The sequence below is a fragment of the Arthrobacter agilis genome, assembly GCF_002953615.1.
Classification (GTDB): Bacteria; Actinomycetota; Actinomycetes; order Actinomycetales; family Micrococcaceae; genus Arthrobacter_D; species Arthrobacter_D agilis_B.
In genome coordinates this window covers 835483-851134 of sequence record NZ_CP024915.1, presented here as the reverse complement: position 1 = coordinate 851134, position 15652 = coordinate 835483, and the positions used below count along the sequence as shown (strand labels likewise).

Annotated in this window: 16 protein-coding genes; 3 read left to right on the top strand and 13 right to left on the bottom strand. The window is 70.9% G+C overall.

Going from position 1 to position 15652, the window contains the following annotated elements:
* The 4 genes from CVO76_RS04115 to rimP form a co-directional block, all read right to left on the bottom strand.
* The coding region (locus CVO76_RS04115) for a translation initiation factor IF-2 N-terminal domain-containing protein (RefSeq protein WP_208741695.1) at nt 1-330 on the bottom strand (330 nt) is incomplete at its 3' end.
* 124 nt (nt 331-454) lie between these two features.
* Nucleotides 455-742: a YlxR family protein gene (locus CVO76_RS17590; protein ID WP_432206129.1), complete on the bottom strand. Its 288-nt coding sequence runs from the start codon at nt 740-742 to the stop codon at nt 455-457.
* A 168-nt stretch (nt 743-910) separates the two neighbouring features.
* Nucleotides 911-1900: a transcription termination factor NusA gene (gene nusA / locus CVO76_RS04105; protein ID WP_133082199.1), complete on the bottom strand. Its 990-nt coding sequence runs from the start codon at nt 1898-1900 to the stop codon at nt 911-913.
* A 10-nt stretch (nt 1901-1910) separates the two neighbouring features.
* Nucleotides 1911-2585, bottom strand: a complete 675-nt coding sequence (gene rimP, locus CVO76_RS04100) for a ribosome maturation factor RimP (protein WP_244186180.1) — start codon at nt 2583-2585, stop codon at nt 1911-1913.
* Nucleotides 2586-2627: 42 nt separating this feature from the next.
* Between rimP and CVO76_RS04095 the strand changes: the two genes are divergently transcribed.
* Together CVO76_RS04095 and CVO76_RS04090 are read left to right on the top strand one after the other, a co-directional pair.
* Complete coding sequence (locus CVO76_RS04095; RefSeq protein WP_208740791.1) at nt 2628-3986, top strand: DUF4439 domain-containing protein; 1359 nt, start codon at nt 2628-2630, stop codon at nt 3984-3986.
* A 175-nt stretch (nt 3987-4161) separates the two neighbouring features.
* On the top strand, nt 4162-5091 hold the full coding sequence (locus tag CVO76_RS04090) for an aminoglycoside phosphotransferase family protein (RefSeq protein ID WP_244186179.1): 930 nt from the start codon (nt 4162-4164) through the stop codon (nt 5089-5091).
* Nucleotides 5092-5122: 31 nt separating this feature from the next.
* Here CVO76_RS04090 and CVO76_RS04085 read toward each other — a convergent pair whose 3' ends face one another.
* From CVO76_RS04085 to dxr, 9 genes are all read right to left on the bottom strand, one after another.
* Nucleotides 5123-5938 (bottom strand): sulfite exporter TauE/SafE family protein, encoded by an 816-nt coding sequence (locus CVO76_RS04085; RefSeq protein WP_208740790.1) that lies wholly within the window; start codon nt 5936-5938, stop codon nt 5123-5125.
* A gap of 3 nt (nt 5939-5941) precedes the next feature.
* The gene (locus CVO76_RS04080; RefSeq protein WP_208740788.1) at nt 5942-7741 is read right to left on the bottom strand and encodes a proline--tRNA ligase; all 1800 of its coding nucleotides are present in this window, start codon (nt 7739-7741) and stop codon (nt 5942-5944) included.
* Between the two features lie 124 nt (nt 7742-7865).
* Nucleotides 7866-8768: a GNAT family N-acetyltransferase gene (locus CVO76_RS04075; protein ID WP_208740786.1), complete on the bottom strand. Its 903-nt coding sequence runs from the start codon at nt 8766-8768 to the stop codon at nt 7866-7868.
* Nucleotides 8722-9888 carry a flavodoxin-dependent (E)-4-hydroxy-3-methylbut-2-enyl-diphosphate synthase gene (ispG, locus tag CVO76_RS04070; RefSeq protein ID WP_133082193.1) on the bottom strand — a complete coding sequence of 389 codons (1167 nt, stop codon included), beginning with the start codon at nt 9886-9888 and terminating at the stop codon, nt 8722-8724. The genes CVO76_RS04075 and ispG overlap by 47 nt, the downstream gene beginning before the upstream one ends.
* A gap of 98 nt (nt 9889-9986) precedes the next feature.
* Nucleotides 9987-10277: a YciI family protein gene (locus CVO76_RS04065; RefSeq protein ID WP_133082192.1), complete on the bottom strand. Its 291-nt coding sequence runs from the start codon at nt 10275-10277 to the stop codon at nt 9987-9989.
* 10 nt (nt 10278-10287) lie between these two features.
* Nucleotides 10288-10737: a hypothetical protein gene (locus CVO76_RS04060; protein ID WP_208740784.1), complete on the bottom strand. Its 450-nt coding sequence runs from the start codon at nt 10735-10737 to the stop codon at nt 10288-10290.
* A 74-nt stretch (nt 10738-10811) separates the two neighbouring features.
* Nucleotides 10812-11408 (bottom strand): MarR family transcriptional regulator, encoded by a 597-nt coding sequence (locus CVO76_RS04055; RefSeq protein ID WP_208740782.1) that lies wholly within the window; start codon nt 11406-11408, stop codon nt 10812-10814.
* A 39-nt stretch (nt 11409-11447) separates the two neighbouring features.
* Nucleotides 11448-12791, bottom strand: coding sequence for a M50 family metallopeptidase (locus CVO76_RS04050; RefSeq protein WP_208740780.1), 1344 nt, complete (start codon nt 12789-12791; stop codon nt 11448-11450).
* Entirely contained in the window at nt 12788-14056 is a 1269-nt protein-coding gene (dxr, locus tag CVO76_RS04045) for a 1-deoxy-D-xylulose-5-phosphate reductoisomerase (RefSeq protein ID WP_208740778.1), read from the bottom strand. The genes CVO76_RS04050 and dxr overlap by 4 nt, the downstream gene beginning before the upstream one ends.
* A 242-nt stretch (nt 14057-14298) precedes the next feature.
* On the opposite strand from dxr, the gene CVO76_RS04040 reads away from it, so the two are divergent.
* Nucleotides 14299-15652: HNH endonuclease signature motif containing protein (locus tag CVO76_RS04040; protein WP_208740777.1), on the top strand; the 1354-nt coding region annotated here is incomplete at its 3' end.

Below are 15652 nucleotides of genomic sequence, written 5' to 3'. Positions count from 1 at the left end.
GGGAGTGGCCGGAGCGGCAGGGGTCGACGGCACCGACGGTGCCGAGGGGGCTGCGGGCGCGGCCGGGGCGGGAGCCTCGGGAGCGGCCTGGGCAGCGCCCGGCTTCGGGCCCGACGGCGCGGGGGCCGCTGGGCGTGACGGGGCGGAGGGGGCAGCGGTCTTGGTGCTGCCCGCATCCGGGAATGCGCCGCGAAGCTTCTTCACGACGGGGGCCTCGATGGTGGATGAGGCTGAACGGACGAATTCGCCCAGTTCCTGCAGTTTTGCAACTGCGTCTTTCGAGGTTATACCGAGCTCTTTCGCGAGCTCGTGTACGCGGACCTTGGCCACATTTCTCCTGTCTCGGTCCGCACCGAGTCAGGCACGAACCGTCTATTTCCTACTGCTGATCCCAGTCGCTAGGGCGTCTGGCAGATCGAATGCAGAGCACAACGGATTGATCATCGTTGTGCACTCATCGCTGGGTACTCATCGGGTTTCCATGAGGGTGCTGACCCGCTTTCAGGGAGGACGGTGGTGGATCGGAGCGTTCGTCGCGACGCTCCAGGTATGCCTGGAAGTCCGCTGCCAGCCTGGCAGTGTCCACCGGCCCGCGGAATGCCCGATGAAAGGCTTTCCGCTTGATGGCCGTTTCCATGCATGCCGTGTCGGGGTGCAGCCAAGCACCCCGCCCGGACAGCCGGCGTCGCTCGTCGAGAACGGCGACATCCTGTCCGCCGATCGGTCGTGCGACGACCCGCATCACGTGTGACTGGCGGTCCCGTCGGCGGCATCCCACGCAGGTGCGTGTCGGATGGGTGTCCTCCGGCTGGTGCCCGGACTCTCCTCGTCGAACAGAGTCTTCCGGGCGCGACTCGACAGCAGTCCCTTCCATTCTACCCCTTCCGGATCTGCCGGCGGACCGGGCCGCCTACGCCTTCGCGGCGGGGGCCGGCTGTGCGGCGTCGGACACGATGTCGATCCGCCAGCCGGTCAGCTTCGCGGCGAGCCGGGCGTTCTGGCCCTCCTTGCCGATCGCGAGGGAGAGCTGGTAGTCCGGCACCACGACGCGGGCGGACCGCGTGGCCTCGTCCGTGATGGTCACGGAGGTGACGCGCGACGGCGAGAGGGAGCTCGCGATGAACGAGGCGGCGTCGTCGTTGTAGTCGACGATGTCGATCTTCTCGTCGTTCAGCTCGTTCATCACCGCCCGCACGCGCGTGCCCATCTCGCCGATGCAGGCACCCTTCGCGTTCACGCCCGGCACGTTGGCCTTCACGGCGATCTTGGTGCGGTGGCCGGCCTCGCGGGCGAGGGCCACGATCTCGACCGTCTTGTCCGCGATCTCGGGGACCTCGAGCTCGAAGAGCTTCCGGACGAGGCCCGGGTGCGAGCGGGACAGGGTGATGGAGGGGCCCTTCATCCCGCGGTGGACGTCGACGACGAAGGCCCGCAGGCGGGTGCCGTGCAGGTACTTCTCCCCCGGCACCTGCTCCGGCGGCGGCAGGACGGCCTCCACCGATCCCAGGTTGACCTGGATCATGTGCGGATTGGTGCCCTGCTGGATCATGCCGGCGACCAGTTCGCCTTCCTTGCCGCGGAACTCACCGAGGATGTTGTCGTCCTCGGCGTCGCGCAGGCGCTGCAGGATGATCTGGCGCGCGGTGCTCGCGGCGATCCGGCCGAAGCCCCCGGGCGTGTCGTCGAACTCGCCGACGGTCTCGCCGTCGTCGTCCTTCTCCGTGGCCCAGATGGTGACGTGTCCGTTGCGGCGGTCCAGCTCGGCGCGCGCCGTCTCGTGCGCGCCCGGCGTGCGGTGGTACGCGATGAGCAGGGCCTGCTCGATGGTGGGGATCAGCTTGTCCAGCGGGATCTCGCGTTCGCGCTCGAGGAGCCTCAGCGCGCTCATATCAATGTCCATGTGGGTCTCCTTACGCGTGGTGCACGGCGCCGGGGATGCCCGGATCGCCCCCATCGCTGTTCTCGTGGTGTTCATCCTCAGGATGCGCGAATTCGACCTGGACGGTCCCCTTGCGGATCTTGGAAAACTCGAGGGCGAGTGGATCGCCCTGCTTCGGCTTCATGCCCTTCTTGACGGGCAGCTGCGGGATCAGCCGAATCCCGGTGGCGGTGACGTCCAGCAGCCGGCCGAGGACGACATCGCCGCTCACCGGTTTGACCTCGACCATGCGGCCCACGTTGCGGCGCCAGTGCCGTGGTTCCGTGAGAGGCCGGGACACGCCGGGCGAGGAGATCTCGAGGCTGTACGGACGGTCGTCGTCCTCGGGGTCACTGTCCATGGCGGCGGAGAGGTCGGTCGAGATGGCCGAGATCACATCGAGGCCGACACTCCCGGAGGCGTCCTCGGGCAGGTCAACGACCACGTGGACGGTGCGGTGGGAACCGGCGACCTTGATGTCGACGTCCTCGAGGTAGAGGTCGTGCTGTTCGACGACGGGCTGCAGCCTGGTCCGCAGGCGTAGCGCTTCGGCCTGCAGTGCGGCCTCGAGGGCCGACTTGCGGGTCGAGGCATGGTTTTCGTTCCCGGACCGGACCGCCATGGCTGCCTCCCACTCGATGATGTTGTCCTCCAAGAGTACCGACATTCGGCGACGCCGGGTGTATGGCAGGGAGAAACCGGGACCGCCGTGGCATCATCGGACACTGTGATCAACCGGGCGCAGGCGGGCGGGCAGCAGGAGCGTGGAGCCCGCCTCGCCACTGCCGCCGGCACGGCCATCCGGTGGTCCGCGTGGCTCGTCGGTCTGTTCGTCGTGGTGCTCCTGGCGGTCGGCGCCTGGCTCCTCCTCGGCTCCGCCGAGCCGCCGGCGCGCGTGTACTCGCCGTCCGAACAGGCCCAGCTCGACGCCGAGGGGCGGTACCGCGGTCTCGCAGCGGATGCGCGTGCCGCAGCGGCGGCGGATCCCGCCCTTGCGGAGCGGCTGTCGGCGATCGCGTCGGACCTCGAGGAGCAGGCTGCCGCCGTGTCCCTGCCGCGGTCCCCCTCACGTGCTCCGGCCGGTGCGGACGCGCCGACGGATCCACCTCCCCCTGCGTCGGCAGCCGCTGCGCCGGCGCCCTCGCCCACTGCGGCTCCCGCAGATCCGGTCAGCCTCCTGGCGATGCTGCGCGACAGCTCACTGCGCAGCCTGTCGGACGCGGTCGATGCCGAGCCGGGCCCCGCCCGGGTGCTCGCGTCGGCGGGCGCCAACCAGTGGCGCCAGGCGGTGCTCCTCGGCGGGGTGCTCGGCGTCGGGACAGAGCTGCCGGCGGCCGAGGCGCTGACCGCCGAGGACCTCGACCCGGAGCAGGGCGCGTCCGCCGACCCCGCCCGGTCCGGCACGCCGGCGTCCGTACCGGCGACCTCCGAAGGCGCGGCTTCCGAAGGTGCGGCTTCCGAAGGTGCGGCTTCCGGGGATGGGGCTTCCGGGGATGGGGCTTCCGGCCCGACCACGGCGGGCCCGGCGACGCCGGAGGAGTGCGCCGGCACTCCCCTGGGCCCGGATGCCGACCGCCAGGCACTTCTCGGCGCGACCCGGGCGGAGGAGCAGGCCCGGTACGGCTACGAGGTCGCGGCCGCACTGCTGCCCGATCCTGCTCCTGCACTCGCCCTCTCGGCGACCCACCGGGCGGCCGCCGACACCGCCGCCGAGCGGCTCGCCGCACTGTGTGAACCCGCGGCCCCGGCGCCGGCAGGCCACGCCGTCGGACCGGCCTTCCGCGCCGATCCGGCCGCCGCCCTGCGCGACCTCGAACAGGACCACACCGAGTTCTACGCGGGCCTCGTCGCCACGGTCAGCACCGCCGAACGGGCCTGGGCCGTCACGTCCCTGAACGCCGCGGTACAACGCAGCACCGAGGCGGGCGCCCCCCTCGCACCGCTGCCCGGCCTGCAGGCCGAAGCGGCCGGGACCACCGGCGACCCGACTCCGGACGCGCCGGGGGCACCCGGGGCGCCGTCCGCACCCGGCGGCACTCCCGCTCCGGGAGGGCCGACCGATGGCTAGGCACCCCGACGAGGCGGCAGGAGACCGGCAACCCGGACGGCCTGGCCCCGATGCGACCGGTGTCCCCGGGGGCACGGGAACCGGTGCTTCCGGTCGGCCCGCTTCGGACGTCCTGCCCGACCTGCCGCCGCGACTCGTCCGGAGCGCCCGGACCATCGATGGCGGCGCCCGGTGGATGCGCGGATGGCACGGGCTGCTGGCCGACAGGCTCCACGCCTGGGACCTCGACCTCGACCTGCAGCCCGGACGACCCGCCTGGTCCGGCCAGTGCGCCGTCGTCGTGCCCGTGGTGCAGCGGGGCGGCCACGAGCCGGTGGACGCCGTCCTGAAGCTCACCATCCCCCACGACGAGGCACGCTCGGAGCCGGACGCGCTGGACCTGTGGGACGGCGACGGCGCCGTGCGCCTGCTGGCGGCGTCCCGGCCCGACTACGCGCTGCTCCTTGCACGCCTCGACGGCGACCACTCGCTCCACGACGTCCCGCTCGACGAGACCGCCGAGCCGTGGGGCCGCGTCCTGCGCCGCCTGTCGATACGGGCCGGCGACAGCGCACCGTGGGCCGCGTTCCCGCATCTGGCATCCGATGCCGAGCAGTGGACGGACACCCTGCCCGCCCGCTGGCACGAGCTGGACGAGCCGTTCCCGCGCTGGCTGATGGAGGCCGCGCTCGAGGTGTGCCAGTCACGGGGCATCGTGGGACGGCGGTCGGAGAACGACGTGCTGGTGCACTCGGATCTGCACTACGCCAACCTCCTGCCGTCCTCGCGGGCGCGGCTGCGGGACGTCACGGCGATCGACCCGAAGCCGGTGATCGGCGATGCCGAGTACGCCGTGGCGCCGATGCTGTGGAACCGGCTCCCGGAACTCGATGCCGCAGACCCCGCGGGGCACCTCCGTGCACACTGCGCCGCGCTGTCCGCGGCCGCCGGACTCGACACCGGACTCGCCGTCGGATGGACCGTGGTCCGGGAGGTCCGCAATGCGCTGTCCTACATCGGCCACGGGCAGACCGGCGACGCGCAGCGATCGCTGTGGGTGGCGAGCTCCGTCCTGGGCCGGACCCTGGACGGGCTGCCGCCGGTCCGCGAGCTGCCGACGCTCTAAGGCGTCCGGTCGGCGACCGCTCCCGTCGGCGTCATGCCCCGGCGAGCATCGGACGGATGTTCTCCACCCACACGTCGGAGCCGAGCTTGATGATCAGGGCGCCGACGACGACGAGGAACACGATCCGGATGAACCTGCTGCCCTGGCTGATCGCCATGCGGGACCCGGTGTAGCCGCCGGCCATGTTCGCCGCGCCGAGCAGGAGTCCCAACCCCCACAGGATGGACCCGTTGGGCAGGAAGAACATGAGCGCGCCGAAGTTGGTGGCCATGTTCACGATCTTCGCCTTCGCGCTGGCGCCGAGGAAGTTGTAGCCCAGCAGCGTGACCATCGCGATGATCAGGAAGGACCCGGTCCCGGGGCCGATCAGCCCGTCGTAGAAGCCGATGACCAGCCCGATCGCGCCGGCCGTGCCGTAGTGCCGCGCACCCTGGTGCCGCAGCTCGGTCAGTGTCCCGACGGACGGCTTCAGGGCCGTGAACACCGCCACCGCGACGAGTGCCACCACGATGATCGGCTTGAAGACCGACGACGGCAGGGATGCCGCCAGGATCGCCCCGCCGAAGCTGCCGACGAGGGCTATCGCGGCCATCGGGAGCGCCGTCCGCAGGTCGGGATGCGCCCGGCGGTAGTAGGTGATCGCGCTCGTCGTCGTCCCGAAGATCGACCCCAACTTGTTGGTGGCCAGGGCCTCCACGGGCGTGATCCCGGGAACCAGCAGGAGCGCCGGCAGCTGCAGGAGCCCGCCACCGCCCACGACGGCGTCCACCCAGCCCGCGGCGAACCCGGCGACGAGCACCAGCAGGATGGTGGCGAGGTGCAGCTCCTCGAGTCCCGAGCCCGCCACAGCCTAGGCGGCGGTGAGCGCGAGCAGCAGCGCGGCGGCGTCGTCGACGGCCACGTTCTGCGCCTCCCCCGTGCGGCGGTCCTTGACCTCGAGCACGCCGTCGGCGAGGCCACGGCCGACGACGACGATCGTGGGCACGCCGATGAGTTCGGCGTCGCCGAACTTCACGCCCGGCGAGACCTTGGGGCGGTCGTCGTAGATCACGGTGAGGCCGGCGGACTCGAGGTCGGCGGCCAGCTTCTCGGCGGCCTCGAACACCTCGGTGCCCTTGCCCGTGGCGACGATGTGCACGTCGGCGGGAGCCACGTTGCGGGGCCAGATGATCCCGCGATCGTCGTGGTTGGCCTCGGCCAGGGCCGCGATGGCACGCGTGACCCCGACGCCGTAGGAGCCCATGGTGACCGTGGCGAGCTTGCCGTTCCGGTCGAGGACCTTCAGCCCGAGCGCCTCCGCGTACTTGCGTCCGAGCTGGAAGATGTGGCCCATCTCGATGCCGCGCGCCGCGATCAGCGGCCCGGAGCCGTCGGGAGCCTCGTCGCCCTCGCGCACCTCGACGGCCTCGATGACGCCGTCCCAGCTGAAGTCGCGGCCCGCGACGAGCCCGAAGACGTGCCGGCCGTGCTCGTTCGCCCCCGTGATCCACGAGGTGCCGGGAACGACGCGCGGATCCACGAGGTACCTCAGGCCCGTGGCGGCATCGGCGCCGAGGACGGCGGCGTCCAGGGCCAGGCCAGGACCGATGTAGCCCTTGACCAGGCCCGGGTGCTTCCTGAGGTCCTCCTCGCCGGCGGCCTCGACGGCCACCTCACCGCCGGTCTCGAGGTGGCCGGCGATGGTTGCCTCGATGCGCTTGAGGTCCACCGTGCGGTCGCCGGGCACGCCGACGACCAGGATCCGGCGCTCGCCGGTGGGCAGCACGGCCGCCAGCACGACGTTCTTCAAAGTGTCCGCCGCGGTCCAGGCCCGGTCCGCGCGGGGTGCGGCGGCATTCGCGTGGTCCACGAGCGTGTCGATCGTCGGGGTGTCGGGGGTGTCCCTGACCTCGGCTGCGGGAGCGTCGGTGTAGTCGATGGCGTCGGGGACGACCGTCGTGACCGCCTCGACGTTGGCGGTGTACCCGCCGGCCGACCGGACGAAGGTGTCCTCGCCGATAGGGGTCGGGTGGAGGAACTCCTCGCTCTTGGAACCGCCCATGGCTCCGGCGGTCGCCGTGACGGGCACGACGTCCAGGCCGAGCCGCTCGAAGATCCTGAGGTACGCCGCGCGGTGGAGCTGGTAGCTCGCCTCCAGCCCCTCGTCGTCGACGTCGAAGGAGTAGGAGTCCTTCATGATGAACTCGCGGCCACGGAGGAGGCCTGCCCTCGGCCGCGCCTCGTCGCGGTACTTGGTCTGGATCTGGAACAGGCTGACGGGGAGGTCCTTGTAGGAGGTGTACAGGTCCTTCACGAGCAGCGTGAACATCTCCTCGTGGGTCGGTGCCAGCAGGTAGTCCGCGTCCTTGCGGTCCTTGAGGCGGAAGATGCCGTCCCCGTACTCGGTCCAGCGGTTCGTGGCCTCGTAGGGTTCCTTGGGCAGCAGCGCCGGGAAGTGGACCTCCTGCGCGCCGATCGCCTCCATCTCCTCGCGGACGATCGCCTCGACCCGTGCGAGGACCTTCAGGCCCAGCGGCAGCCAGCTGTAGATCCCGGGGGCGGCACGCCGGATGTAGCCCGCCCGCACCAGGAGGCGGTGGCTCGCGACTTCGGCGTCGGCTGGATCTTCACGCAGGGTGCGCAGGAAAAGGGTCGAGAGTCGTAAGACCACGCGGGTGTCCGTTCGTATTCGGTCGTGCACTGCCAGTCACGTCCCCGCCGTCCGGCGGGAGACAACAGCTACCAATCTAGCGGGTCGGGCGGGCGGGTCGGGATCACCGCCGGCAGGGTCCTCCTCAGAAGAGGATCGTCGCGAAGGTGTCCACCTGCTCGAAGCCCACGCGCTTGTACGAGGCGATGGCCCGGGCGTTGTAGGAGTTCACGTAGAGGCTGACGGTCGGCGCGAGGGAGCGGGCGGCGACGACGACGGCGGCCATGTAGGCGGCGCTGAGCCCCCTGCCGCGGTGGTCCGGGTTCACCCAGACGCCCTGCACCTGGACGGCCTGCGAGGACACCGTACCCAATTCGGCCTTGAAGACCACCGTGCCGTCGTCGTCGAACGCTGCGAGCGAGTGCTTGCGGCTGATCAGGGACGCCACGCGGCGCCGGTAGTGCTCGGACCCGCCGATGAACGGCGAGTATCCCACCTCCTCCTCGAACATCGCGGCGCAGGCGGGCAGGAGCCGGTCGAGTTCGTCGGGACGCGTGAAGCGGAGATCGGGGGCGGGCGCGATGAGCGGGTCCGTGTCGATGGCCATGAGCGGCTGCGTGGGCCGGATGTCGAAGGGCTCGGCGCTGTAGTCCTCGAGCGTGGACCACAGGTCCATCACGCCCTCGGAGAGCCCGAAGACCGAGGAGAAGGTCCGGCCCGACCGGCCGAGGTGGTCCCCGAAGATCGCGCCGGTCTCGTCCGTCACGCCGATGGGCACGAGGTTGACGCCCGCCCAGCACGCAGCGCGGAGCTCGTCGTGCCGGAACATGCCGATGATCTCGCCGCCGGAGAACGACGGCGCGGCCGTCCCCATGGACTCGAGGTGGGAGGCCACGAAGACGTTGGCCACCGGATCGGCGGCGACGAGGGCCCAGAGATCCCGGGTGTCCGCCTCGCCGAGGACGCGGAACGACCAGGGGCCCTCGGGGTCGGGCTGTGGCCTAGCTAACGGTAACCATGGGGCCACCCGAGCCAGCAGTTTCGCCATCAGCCTCACCCATCTCCTCTGCGAGCCGCATCGCTTCCTCGATGAGTGTCTCAACGATCTGGTCCTCGGGGACAGTCTTGATGACTTCGCCCCTCACGAAGATCTGGCCCTTGCCGTTTCCGGAGGCCACACCCAGGTCGGCCTCGCGGGCCTCGCCGGGTCCGTTGACGACGCAGCCCATGACGGCCACGCGCAGCGGGACCTCCATGCCCTCGAGGCCGGCGGTGACCTCCTCGGCCAGGGTGTAGACGTCCACCTGGGCCCTGCCGCAGGACGGGCAGGAGACGATCTCGAGCTTGCGGGGACGCAGGTTGAGCGACTGCAGGATCTGGTTGCCCACCTTGATCTCCTCGACCGGCGGTGCTGAGAGGGAGACGCGGATGGTGTCGCCGATGCCCTTGGACAGGAGCGCCCCGAAGGCCGTGGCCGACTTGATGGTGCCCTGGAAGGAGGGCCCCGCCTCGGTCACGCCGAGGTGCAGGGGCCAGTCGCCGCGCTCGGCGAGCAGTTCGTAGGCACGCACCATGATCACGGGATCGTTGTGCTTGACCGAGATCTTGAAGTCGTGGAAGTCGTGTTCCTCGAACAGGGAGGCTTCCCAGACAGCGGACTCGACGAGCGCCTCGGGTGTGGCCTTGCCGTACTTCTGCATCAGGCGGGGATCCAGTGAGCCGGCGTTGACGCCGATGCGGATCGAGGTCCCGGCGGCCTTCGCCGCGTCGGCGATCTGCTTCACCTGGTCGTCGAACTTCCGGATGTTGCCGGGGTTGACGCGCACTGCGGCGCACCCGGCGTCGATCGCGGCGAAGACGTACTTCGGCTGGAAGTGGATATCCGCGATGACGGGGATCTGGGACTTCTTCGCGATGATCGGCAGGGCTGCGGCGTCATCGGCCGACGGGCAGGCCACACGGACGATGTCGCACCCGGTCGCCGTGAGCTCCGCGATCTGCTGCAGCGTCGCGTTGATGTCCGTGGTCGGCGTGGTGGTCATGGACTGGATGCTGATCGGCGAATCGGATCCGACGCCCACCGATCCGACCTTGATCTGGCGGGTCTTGCGCCGGGGTGCGAGGACGGGGGGCGGTGCTGCTGGCATTCCTAGGCTGACCGAGGTCAAAACATCCTCCATGCTGGCGGCCGTGACCGCACGTCTTCGAGATTCTTGATTTCATTATCCACCCGGCCCGGCGGTCTCCCGGCGTGTGGCGATGCAGGTCACACGAGGTCGCGGAATGCTCCGATGACCGGGTTCCACCCGGTGGCCTTGACAGCCGAGATGGCACCGACCCGGGCGAAGGGGTCTTCGCTCACGAGCTGGTTGAGGTCCGCCTCGGTCTCGGCGGCGAAGACGAGGAGGGCGCCGCTGCCATCGGCGAACGGTCCGGAGGCCAGGACGCGGCCCTGCTGCACGAGGCTCTCGAGCCACTGCCGATGCTCCGGACGGTGCTCCGCCCGGAGGTCGTCGTGGTCGGGGTTGTACACGTACTCGACGGCGAAGATACTCATGGGCCTCACCCTACGGGACTTCCAGGAGGTAGACCTTGACGATCGTCGCGACCCCTGCCGCCCAGAGCAGGGAGGACAGCGTGCCGATGATGAACCGCTCCGACGCGGCGGGGGTCTCCTTCAGCTCGGCATAGCGACCGAGCGCCTTGACCGCGACGACGTAGGCGATGGCGACCGGCTGGCCACCGAGGATGGCGACGGTGACCGCGAGCCGCTCGAGGACGCCGATGACGAGTCCGCCGCGGAGGACTCCCGGCGGCAGGGCGTCCACGGGTGCCCTCGGTGGTTCCGCGGGTGGCTCGGGGAGGTCCAGCTGGGGCTGGTCCGCGGGCTCGGGCGGTTCCTCGCGGCGCCGTTCCGCGGTGTCCACGGAACGGGCCAGCCGCAGGACGAGCATGGTCACGGGCAGGCCGAGGCCACCCGCCGCGAGCAGTGCCACCGCGATCCAGAGTGCGTCCACCGGACCTCCTTCTTCCTTGATCCATGTCTACCCCACGGCACCCCCCAACGGATGCGAGGACGCGGACCGGGCCGTCAGGCGACGCGGTCGTCGGCCCAGGTCAGGAGCCGCGCGGCTGCGGGGCGGACGGCCTGCTCCTCGTGCCACGCGGCACGGGCGGCGGCCTTGCTCACCGCCTGGGGACTGATGCCGAGCGTCCGCGCGACGGCGGTCTGCGTGCCGCGCTCCCCCGGGTGCAGGAGATCGAGGATCCGCCATTCGGCGTCCGAGCGGCCCATCACGTGCCGGCCGAGGAGCGCGAGCACGCCCTCCGCCTCGCCGGCCCCGTCCGGGCCCTCGACGGCGAGGGGTGCGCGGTCCCCCGTCTTCTTCGCGCGGTCCACGGCCTTCCGCGCTGCGACGAACGCGGAGCCGCGGCCCTCCCGTGGGGAGGCGGGGAAGGGACGCTCGACGGTCCCGATCCCGATGCCCACGTACCAGCCGCCGGCTCGCAGGCAGAGCATCACGGCCTCGACGACATCGTCCGCGCCCGCGATGACCCCCTGCGCCTCGTCCCCGACCGATCGCTCCCAGGGCAGCACGGCGTGGACGGGCTGCAGGAGGTGGAGCAGTTCCGGCACCCGGTCCGTGGTGGCTCGGCTTCCGGTCTGATCGATGGTCAGGACGAACATTCATCAACCGTATGGGGTTGAAATTCGAATTACAACCGATCAGCCGAACAGGTCGACCGGTTTGACGATATCGGCATAGATCAACAGGACACCCATCCCCATCAGCAGGATCGCCACCGCGTAGGTGAGGGGCAGGAGCCTGGCCATGTCGAACGGCCCCGGATCGGGACGCCCGAACACCCGCGCGACACCCCGGCGCAGCCCCTCCCACAGCGCTCCGGCGACGTGCCCGCCGTCGAGCGGCAGGAGCGGGATCAGGTTGAACACGAACAGGGCGAGGTTCACGCCCGCGACGAGCCCGACCAGCGTCGCCGCGCGGGATTCGACCGGCACTTCCTCCATCGCCGAGATCTCGCCCGCGATCCTCCCGACGCCGACGACGCTGATGGGCCCCTCGGGATCACGCGGCGCGTCCGAGAACGCTGCCTGACCCACCTCCACCACGCGCTGCGGCAGGTTCAGCACCACTCCGGCGACCCGGGCCAGCGAGTCCCCGACAGCCGGGAGCACCTCGGTCGCGGGCTGCGGGACGAGTTCCTGCGTCGAACCGACGCCGATGAAGCCCACCTCCTGGGTCACCGCGTCGCCGTCGTCGTCGACCATCGCCGTGCCGTCCTCCGCGGCGACCGGCCGTTCCGTCAGCAGGGGCGTGATGACGGACTCGACGCTCTCGCCGTCGCGCACGTAGGTGATGCCGACCTCGCGGCCGGCCGCGTCCCTGATCCAGCCCGACAGCTCGTCCCAGTCGGTGACCTCCCGGCCGTCGAAGGCGACCACGCGGTCGCCCGGCTGGAGTCCCGCCTCGAAGGCGGGGGCGGCGGGATCCTCGGGCGCACAGTCGGTCTGTCCCGTGGCCGCCTGCTGACTGGCGGGGACCACGCACCGGTACACCTCGGACAGCGTGGTGGTGGCCTGCGCATTGCCGAACCCCATGATGAGGACGGCGAAGAGCACGGTCCCGATCAGGAGGTTCATCAGCGGCCCGCCGAGCATGATGATGATCCGTTTCCAGATGGGCAGCTTGTAGAAGACCCGGTCCTCGTCCCCCGGCTGCAACTGCTCGGCCGCGGCCTGCCGGGCGTCGTTGGTGAGCTGCTGGAAGACGCCGGTGCTGGACTGGCGCACCGCACCGGCCTCCGTGGTCGCAGGAGGGAACATGCCCACCATCGAGACGTAGCCGCCGGCCGGGATCGCCTTCAGCCCGTACTCGGTTTCCCCGCGTCGCCTGGACCAGATGGTGGGACCGAAGCCCACCATGTACTGGGTGACGCGGACGCGGAACAGCTTCGCGGGCACCAGGTGCCCCACTTCGTGCAGGGCGATCGACGCCGCGATGCCGACGACGACGACGAGCACTCCGACGATGAACAAGAGAACGGTCACAGCTCTTCCTTCTGGCCTTCCGGACCGGCCGCCCCTCCGGGCGCCGGCGACTCCACGAGGCCGCAACGGGACCGGGCACTCGTGCGTGCCCAGCGCTCCGCCTCGAGGACGGCGTCGAGGGTGAGCTCGCCGCCGGCGACCTCCCGCGCACGCTGCTCGTCGACGACGGCGGACACGGTGTCCACGATCTCAGGGAAACCTATGGCTCCCCTGTGAAAGGCCTCGACGGCCTCCTCGTTCGCGGCGTTGTACACGGCCATGCGCGTGCCGCCCTCGGCGGCCGCACGCTTCGCCAGGGCGATGGCCGGGAAGGCCTCCTCGTCCAGCGGTTCGAAGGTCCACTCGGCGGACCGGCTCCAGTCGCATGCGCGGGCTGATCCCGGCACGCGGAACGGCCAGCCGATGCCGAGGGCGATGGGGAGGCGCATGTCCGGCGGTGACGCCTGCGCCAGCGTGGAGCCGTCGATGAACTGGACCATCGAGTGGATCACGGACTGCGGGTGCACGACGACGTCGATCCGCTCGAGCGGGATGTCGAAGAGGAGGTGGGCCTCGATCACCTCGAGGGCCTTGTTGACCATCGAGGCGGAGTTCGTGCTGATGACGCGTCCCATGTCCCACGTGGGGTGGGCGACGGCCTCCGCGGGCGTGACGTGCTGCAGCTGGGCGCGGGTCCTGCCGCGGAACGGGCCGCCCGACGCCGTCAGGACCAGTCGGTCCACCTCGTCGGCCGTGCCGCCGCGCAGGGCCTGCGCGATGGCCGAGTGCTCGGAGTCCACGGGGACGAGTTGTCCGGGAGCGGCCGCCGCGCGCACGAGCGCTCCCCCGGCGATCAGCGACTCCTTGTTGGCCAGGGCGAGCAGGTGCCCGGCGGCGAGCGCGGCGAGGGTGGGCTCGAGGCCGATCGAGCCGGTGATGCCGTTGAGGACGACGTCGGCGTCGGGCCAGGCAGCAACCTTCGCCGCGGCGTCGTCGCCGGAGAACAGCACCGGTGCGTAGCCCCGGACACCGGCGGCGTCGGCGGCCTGCGCGATCGCGCGCTCGAGGTCGGACTCCGACGCGGACGCGACGCCGACGGCGGGAGCCCGGACGGCCACGGCCTGGCGGGCGAGGAGTTCCAGGTTCCGCCCGCCGGCGCTGAGGCCCGCGACGCCGAAACGGTCGGGAGCCGCGGCGATCACCTCGAGCGCCTGGGTCCCGATGGAGCCCGTGGAGCCGAGGATGGAGACGCGCCGGTACTGCCGGGTGGGGTTGCTGAAATCCATGGCCCCAGTATCCCGCAGTCCGGAGCTGTCCATCAGCCAGGGTCGGCGGACGCTGTGGGCGGGGATCGTCCGGATGCGACCGGACGGCGGGGAGGGATCCCGGACCGCGACGACGCGCCGCTTCCACCCGGCGGCCGGGTCCCTGCCGGTACCTCGATGGCCGGTCGGCACCAACCATGGGGCACCTGTTCCGGGTCTGTGTCGAGCAGCCCGAATGTCGGTGCCGAGTGATGGAATAAGTCATGTCCATCGGAGCGTCGACGCTCGATCTCGGGGACGCCTACGACGAGGCGACCTGGGGATGGCCCGCGGATGCGGTCGACGAGATCCTCGGTCCGCAGGAAGACCTCGGCACCGAGGACGAAGGAACCGACGGTCATCGGCGAACTCTCATCGAGGAGGCGTCGCCGTCCGGACTGGTGGCCCGCCTGCAGGACGCGCCGATGATCGCGGCCCCCTCCCGTCTCGATGACACGCTCGAGCTGCTGCGCGCGGCCGAACGCCTCGCATCGTGGGCGGCCGCCCAGCGGGCCCGGTTGATCACGAGGGTCCACACGTTCAGCGATCGCGGGCACCGGACCTGGTCGGGCCGGTCGTCGTCCCTCGCGTTCACGGAGACGGTTGTGGAGACCGCAGCCCTGCTCAAGCTGTCCGAGGGCTCGGCCGCCCGGCTCGTCTCGGAGTCGCTCACGCTGACCGGACCGTTGACGGCCACCCTGGCGGCCCTGGAGAAGGGCGGGATCTGTGCCTCGCGGGCGTCGGTCATCGTCGAGCAGTCCCGCACACTCCCCGACGAGGCCGTCCTGGCGTTCGAGGCGGAGATCCTGACGGTGGCGGAAGACCTGAACCGGCCGAGGCTGACGGCGCGGTGCCGTCGGCTGCGGGAGAAGCTCCACCCCGGGTCGTTGACCGCCCGCCGGGTGAAGGCGGAACCGGATCGGTGCGTCGTCTTCGAACCGGACCGTGACGGGATGGCGTGGTTCAGCGCCTATCTCCCCGCGGAGCAGGCCCTGGCCCTGCACACCACGGTGGATGCGGTGGCCCGGACCCTGCGCAGCGGCGATGAGCCGCGGACGCTGCCCCAACTGCGCGCCGACGTCCTGGCCGACATGCTGCTCGGCGGCGGTGGGCCCTCGGGCACGCGCTCCCCAGCAGCGAGGATCGTCGTGACCGTTCCGGTGTTCGCGCTGATGGGGCTCACCGACGAACCTGCCGAACTCGAAGGTTATGGTCCGATCCCTGCCGACGCCGCCCGCCGGCTCGCCGGGGACGCCACCTCGTGGATGCGCCTGCTCACCCACCCGTACACGGGTGCGGTGCTCGGCCTGGACCGGACCCGGTACCGCCCGAGCGAGGATCTGCGGACCTGGGTGCAGCTCCGCCAGAAGACCTGCAGCTTCTACGGCTGCGGCCGTCCCGCCGGCCGCTGCGATCTGGACCATCTGGTGTCCTGGGCAGACGGAGGATCGACCGGTGCGGACAACCTCTATCCCGTCTGCAGGCGACACCACATGCTGAAGCACCGGACGGGATGGACACCGACTCCCGATCCCGATGGCGGGCTGAGCTGGTTGTCGCCGGGTGGTCGCACCTACA

What these genes read in the sequence shown, in the direction of transcription:
- CVO76_RS04055 (WP_208740782.1), bottom strand. Translation starts at nt 11,408, where the DNA reads ATGTTCGTCCTGACCATCGATCAGACCGGAAGCCGAGCCACCACGGAC.
- rimP (WP_244186180.1), bottom strand. Translation starts at nt 2,585, where the DNA reads ATGTCGGTACTCTTGGAGGACAACATCATCGAGTGGGAGGCAGCCATG.
- dxr (WP_208740778.1), bottom strand. Translation starts at nt 14,056, where the DNA reads ATGGATTTCAGCAACCCCACCCGGCAGTACCGGCGCGTCTCCATCCTC.
- CVO76_RS04090 (WP_244186179.1), top strand. Translation starts at nt 4,162, where the DNA reads ATGCGCGGATGGCACGGGCTGCTGGCCGACAGGCTCCACGCCTGGGAC.
- CVO76_RS04065 (WP_133082192.1), bottom strand. Translation starts at nt 10,277, where the DNA reads ATGAGTATCTTCGCCGTCGAGTACGTGTACAACCCCGACCACGACGAC.
- nusA (WP_133082199.1), bottom strand. Translation starts at nt 1,900, where the DNA reads ATGGACATTGATATGAGCGCGCTGAGGCTCCTCGAGCGCGAACGCGAG.
- CVO76_RS17590 (WP_432206129.1), bottom strand. Translation starts at nt 742, where the DNA reads ATGCGGGTCGTCGCACGACCGATCGGCGGACAGGATGTCGCCGTTCTC.
- CVO76_RS04075 (WP_208740786.1), bottom strand. Translation starts at nt 8,768, where the DNA reads ATGGCGAAACTGCTGGCTCGGGTGGCCCCATGGTTACCGTTAGCTAGG.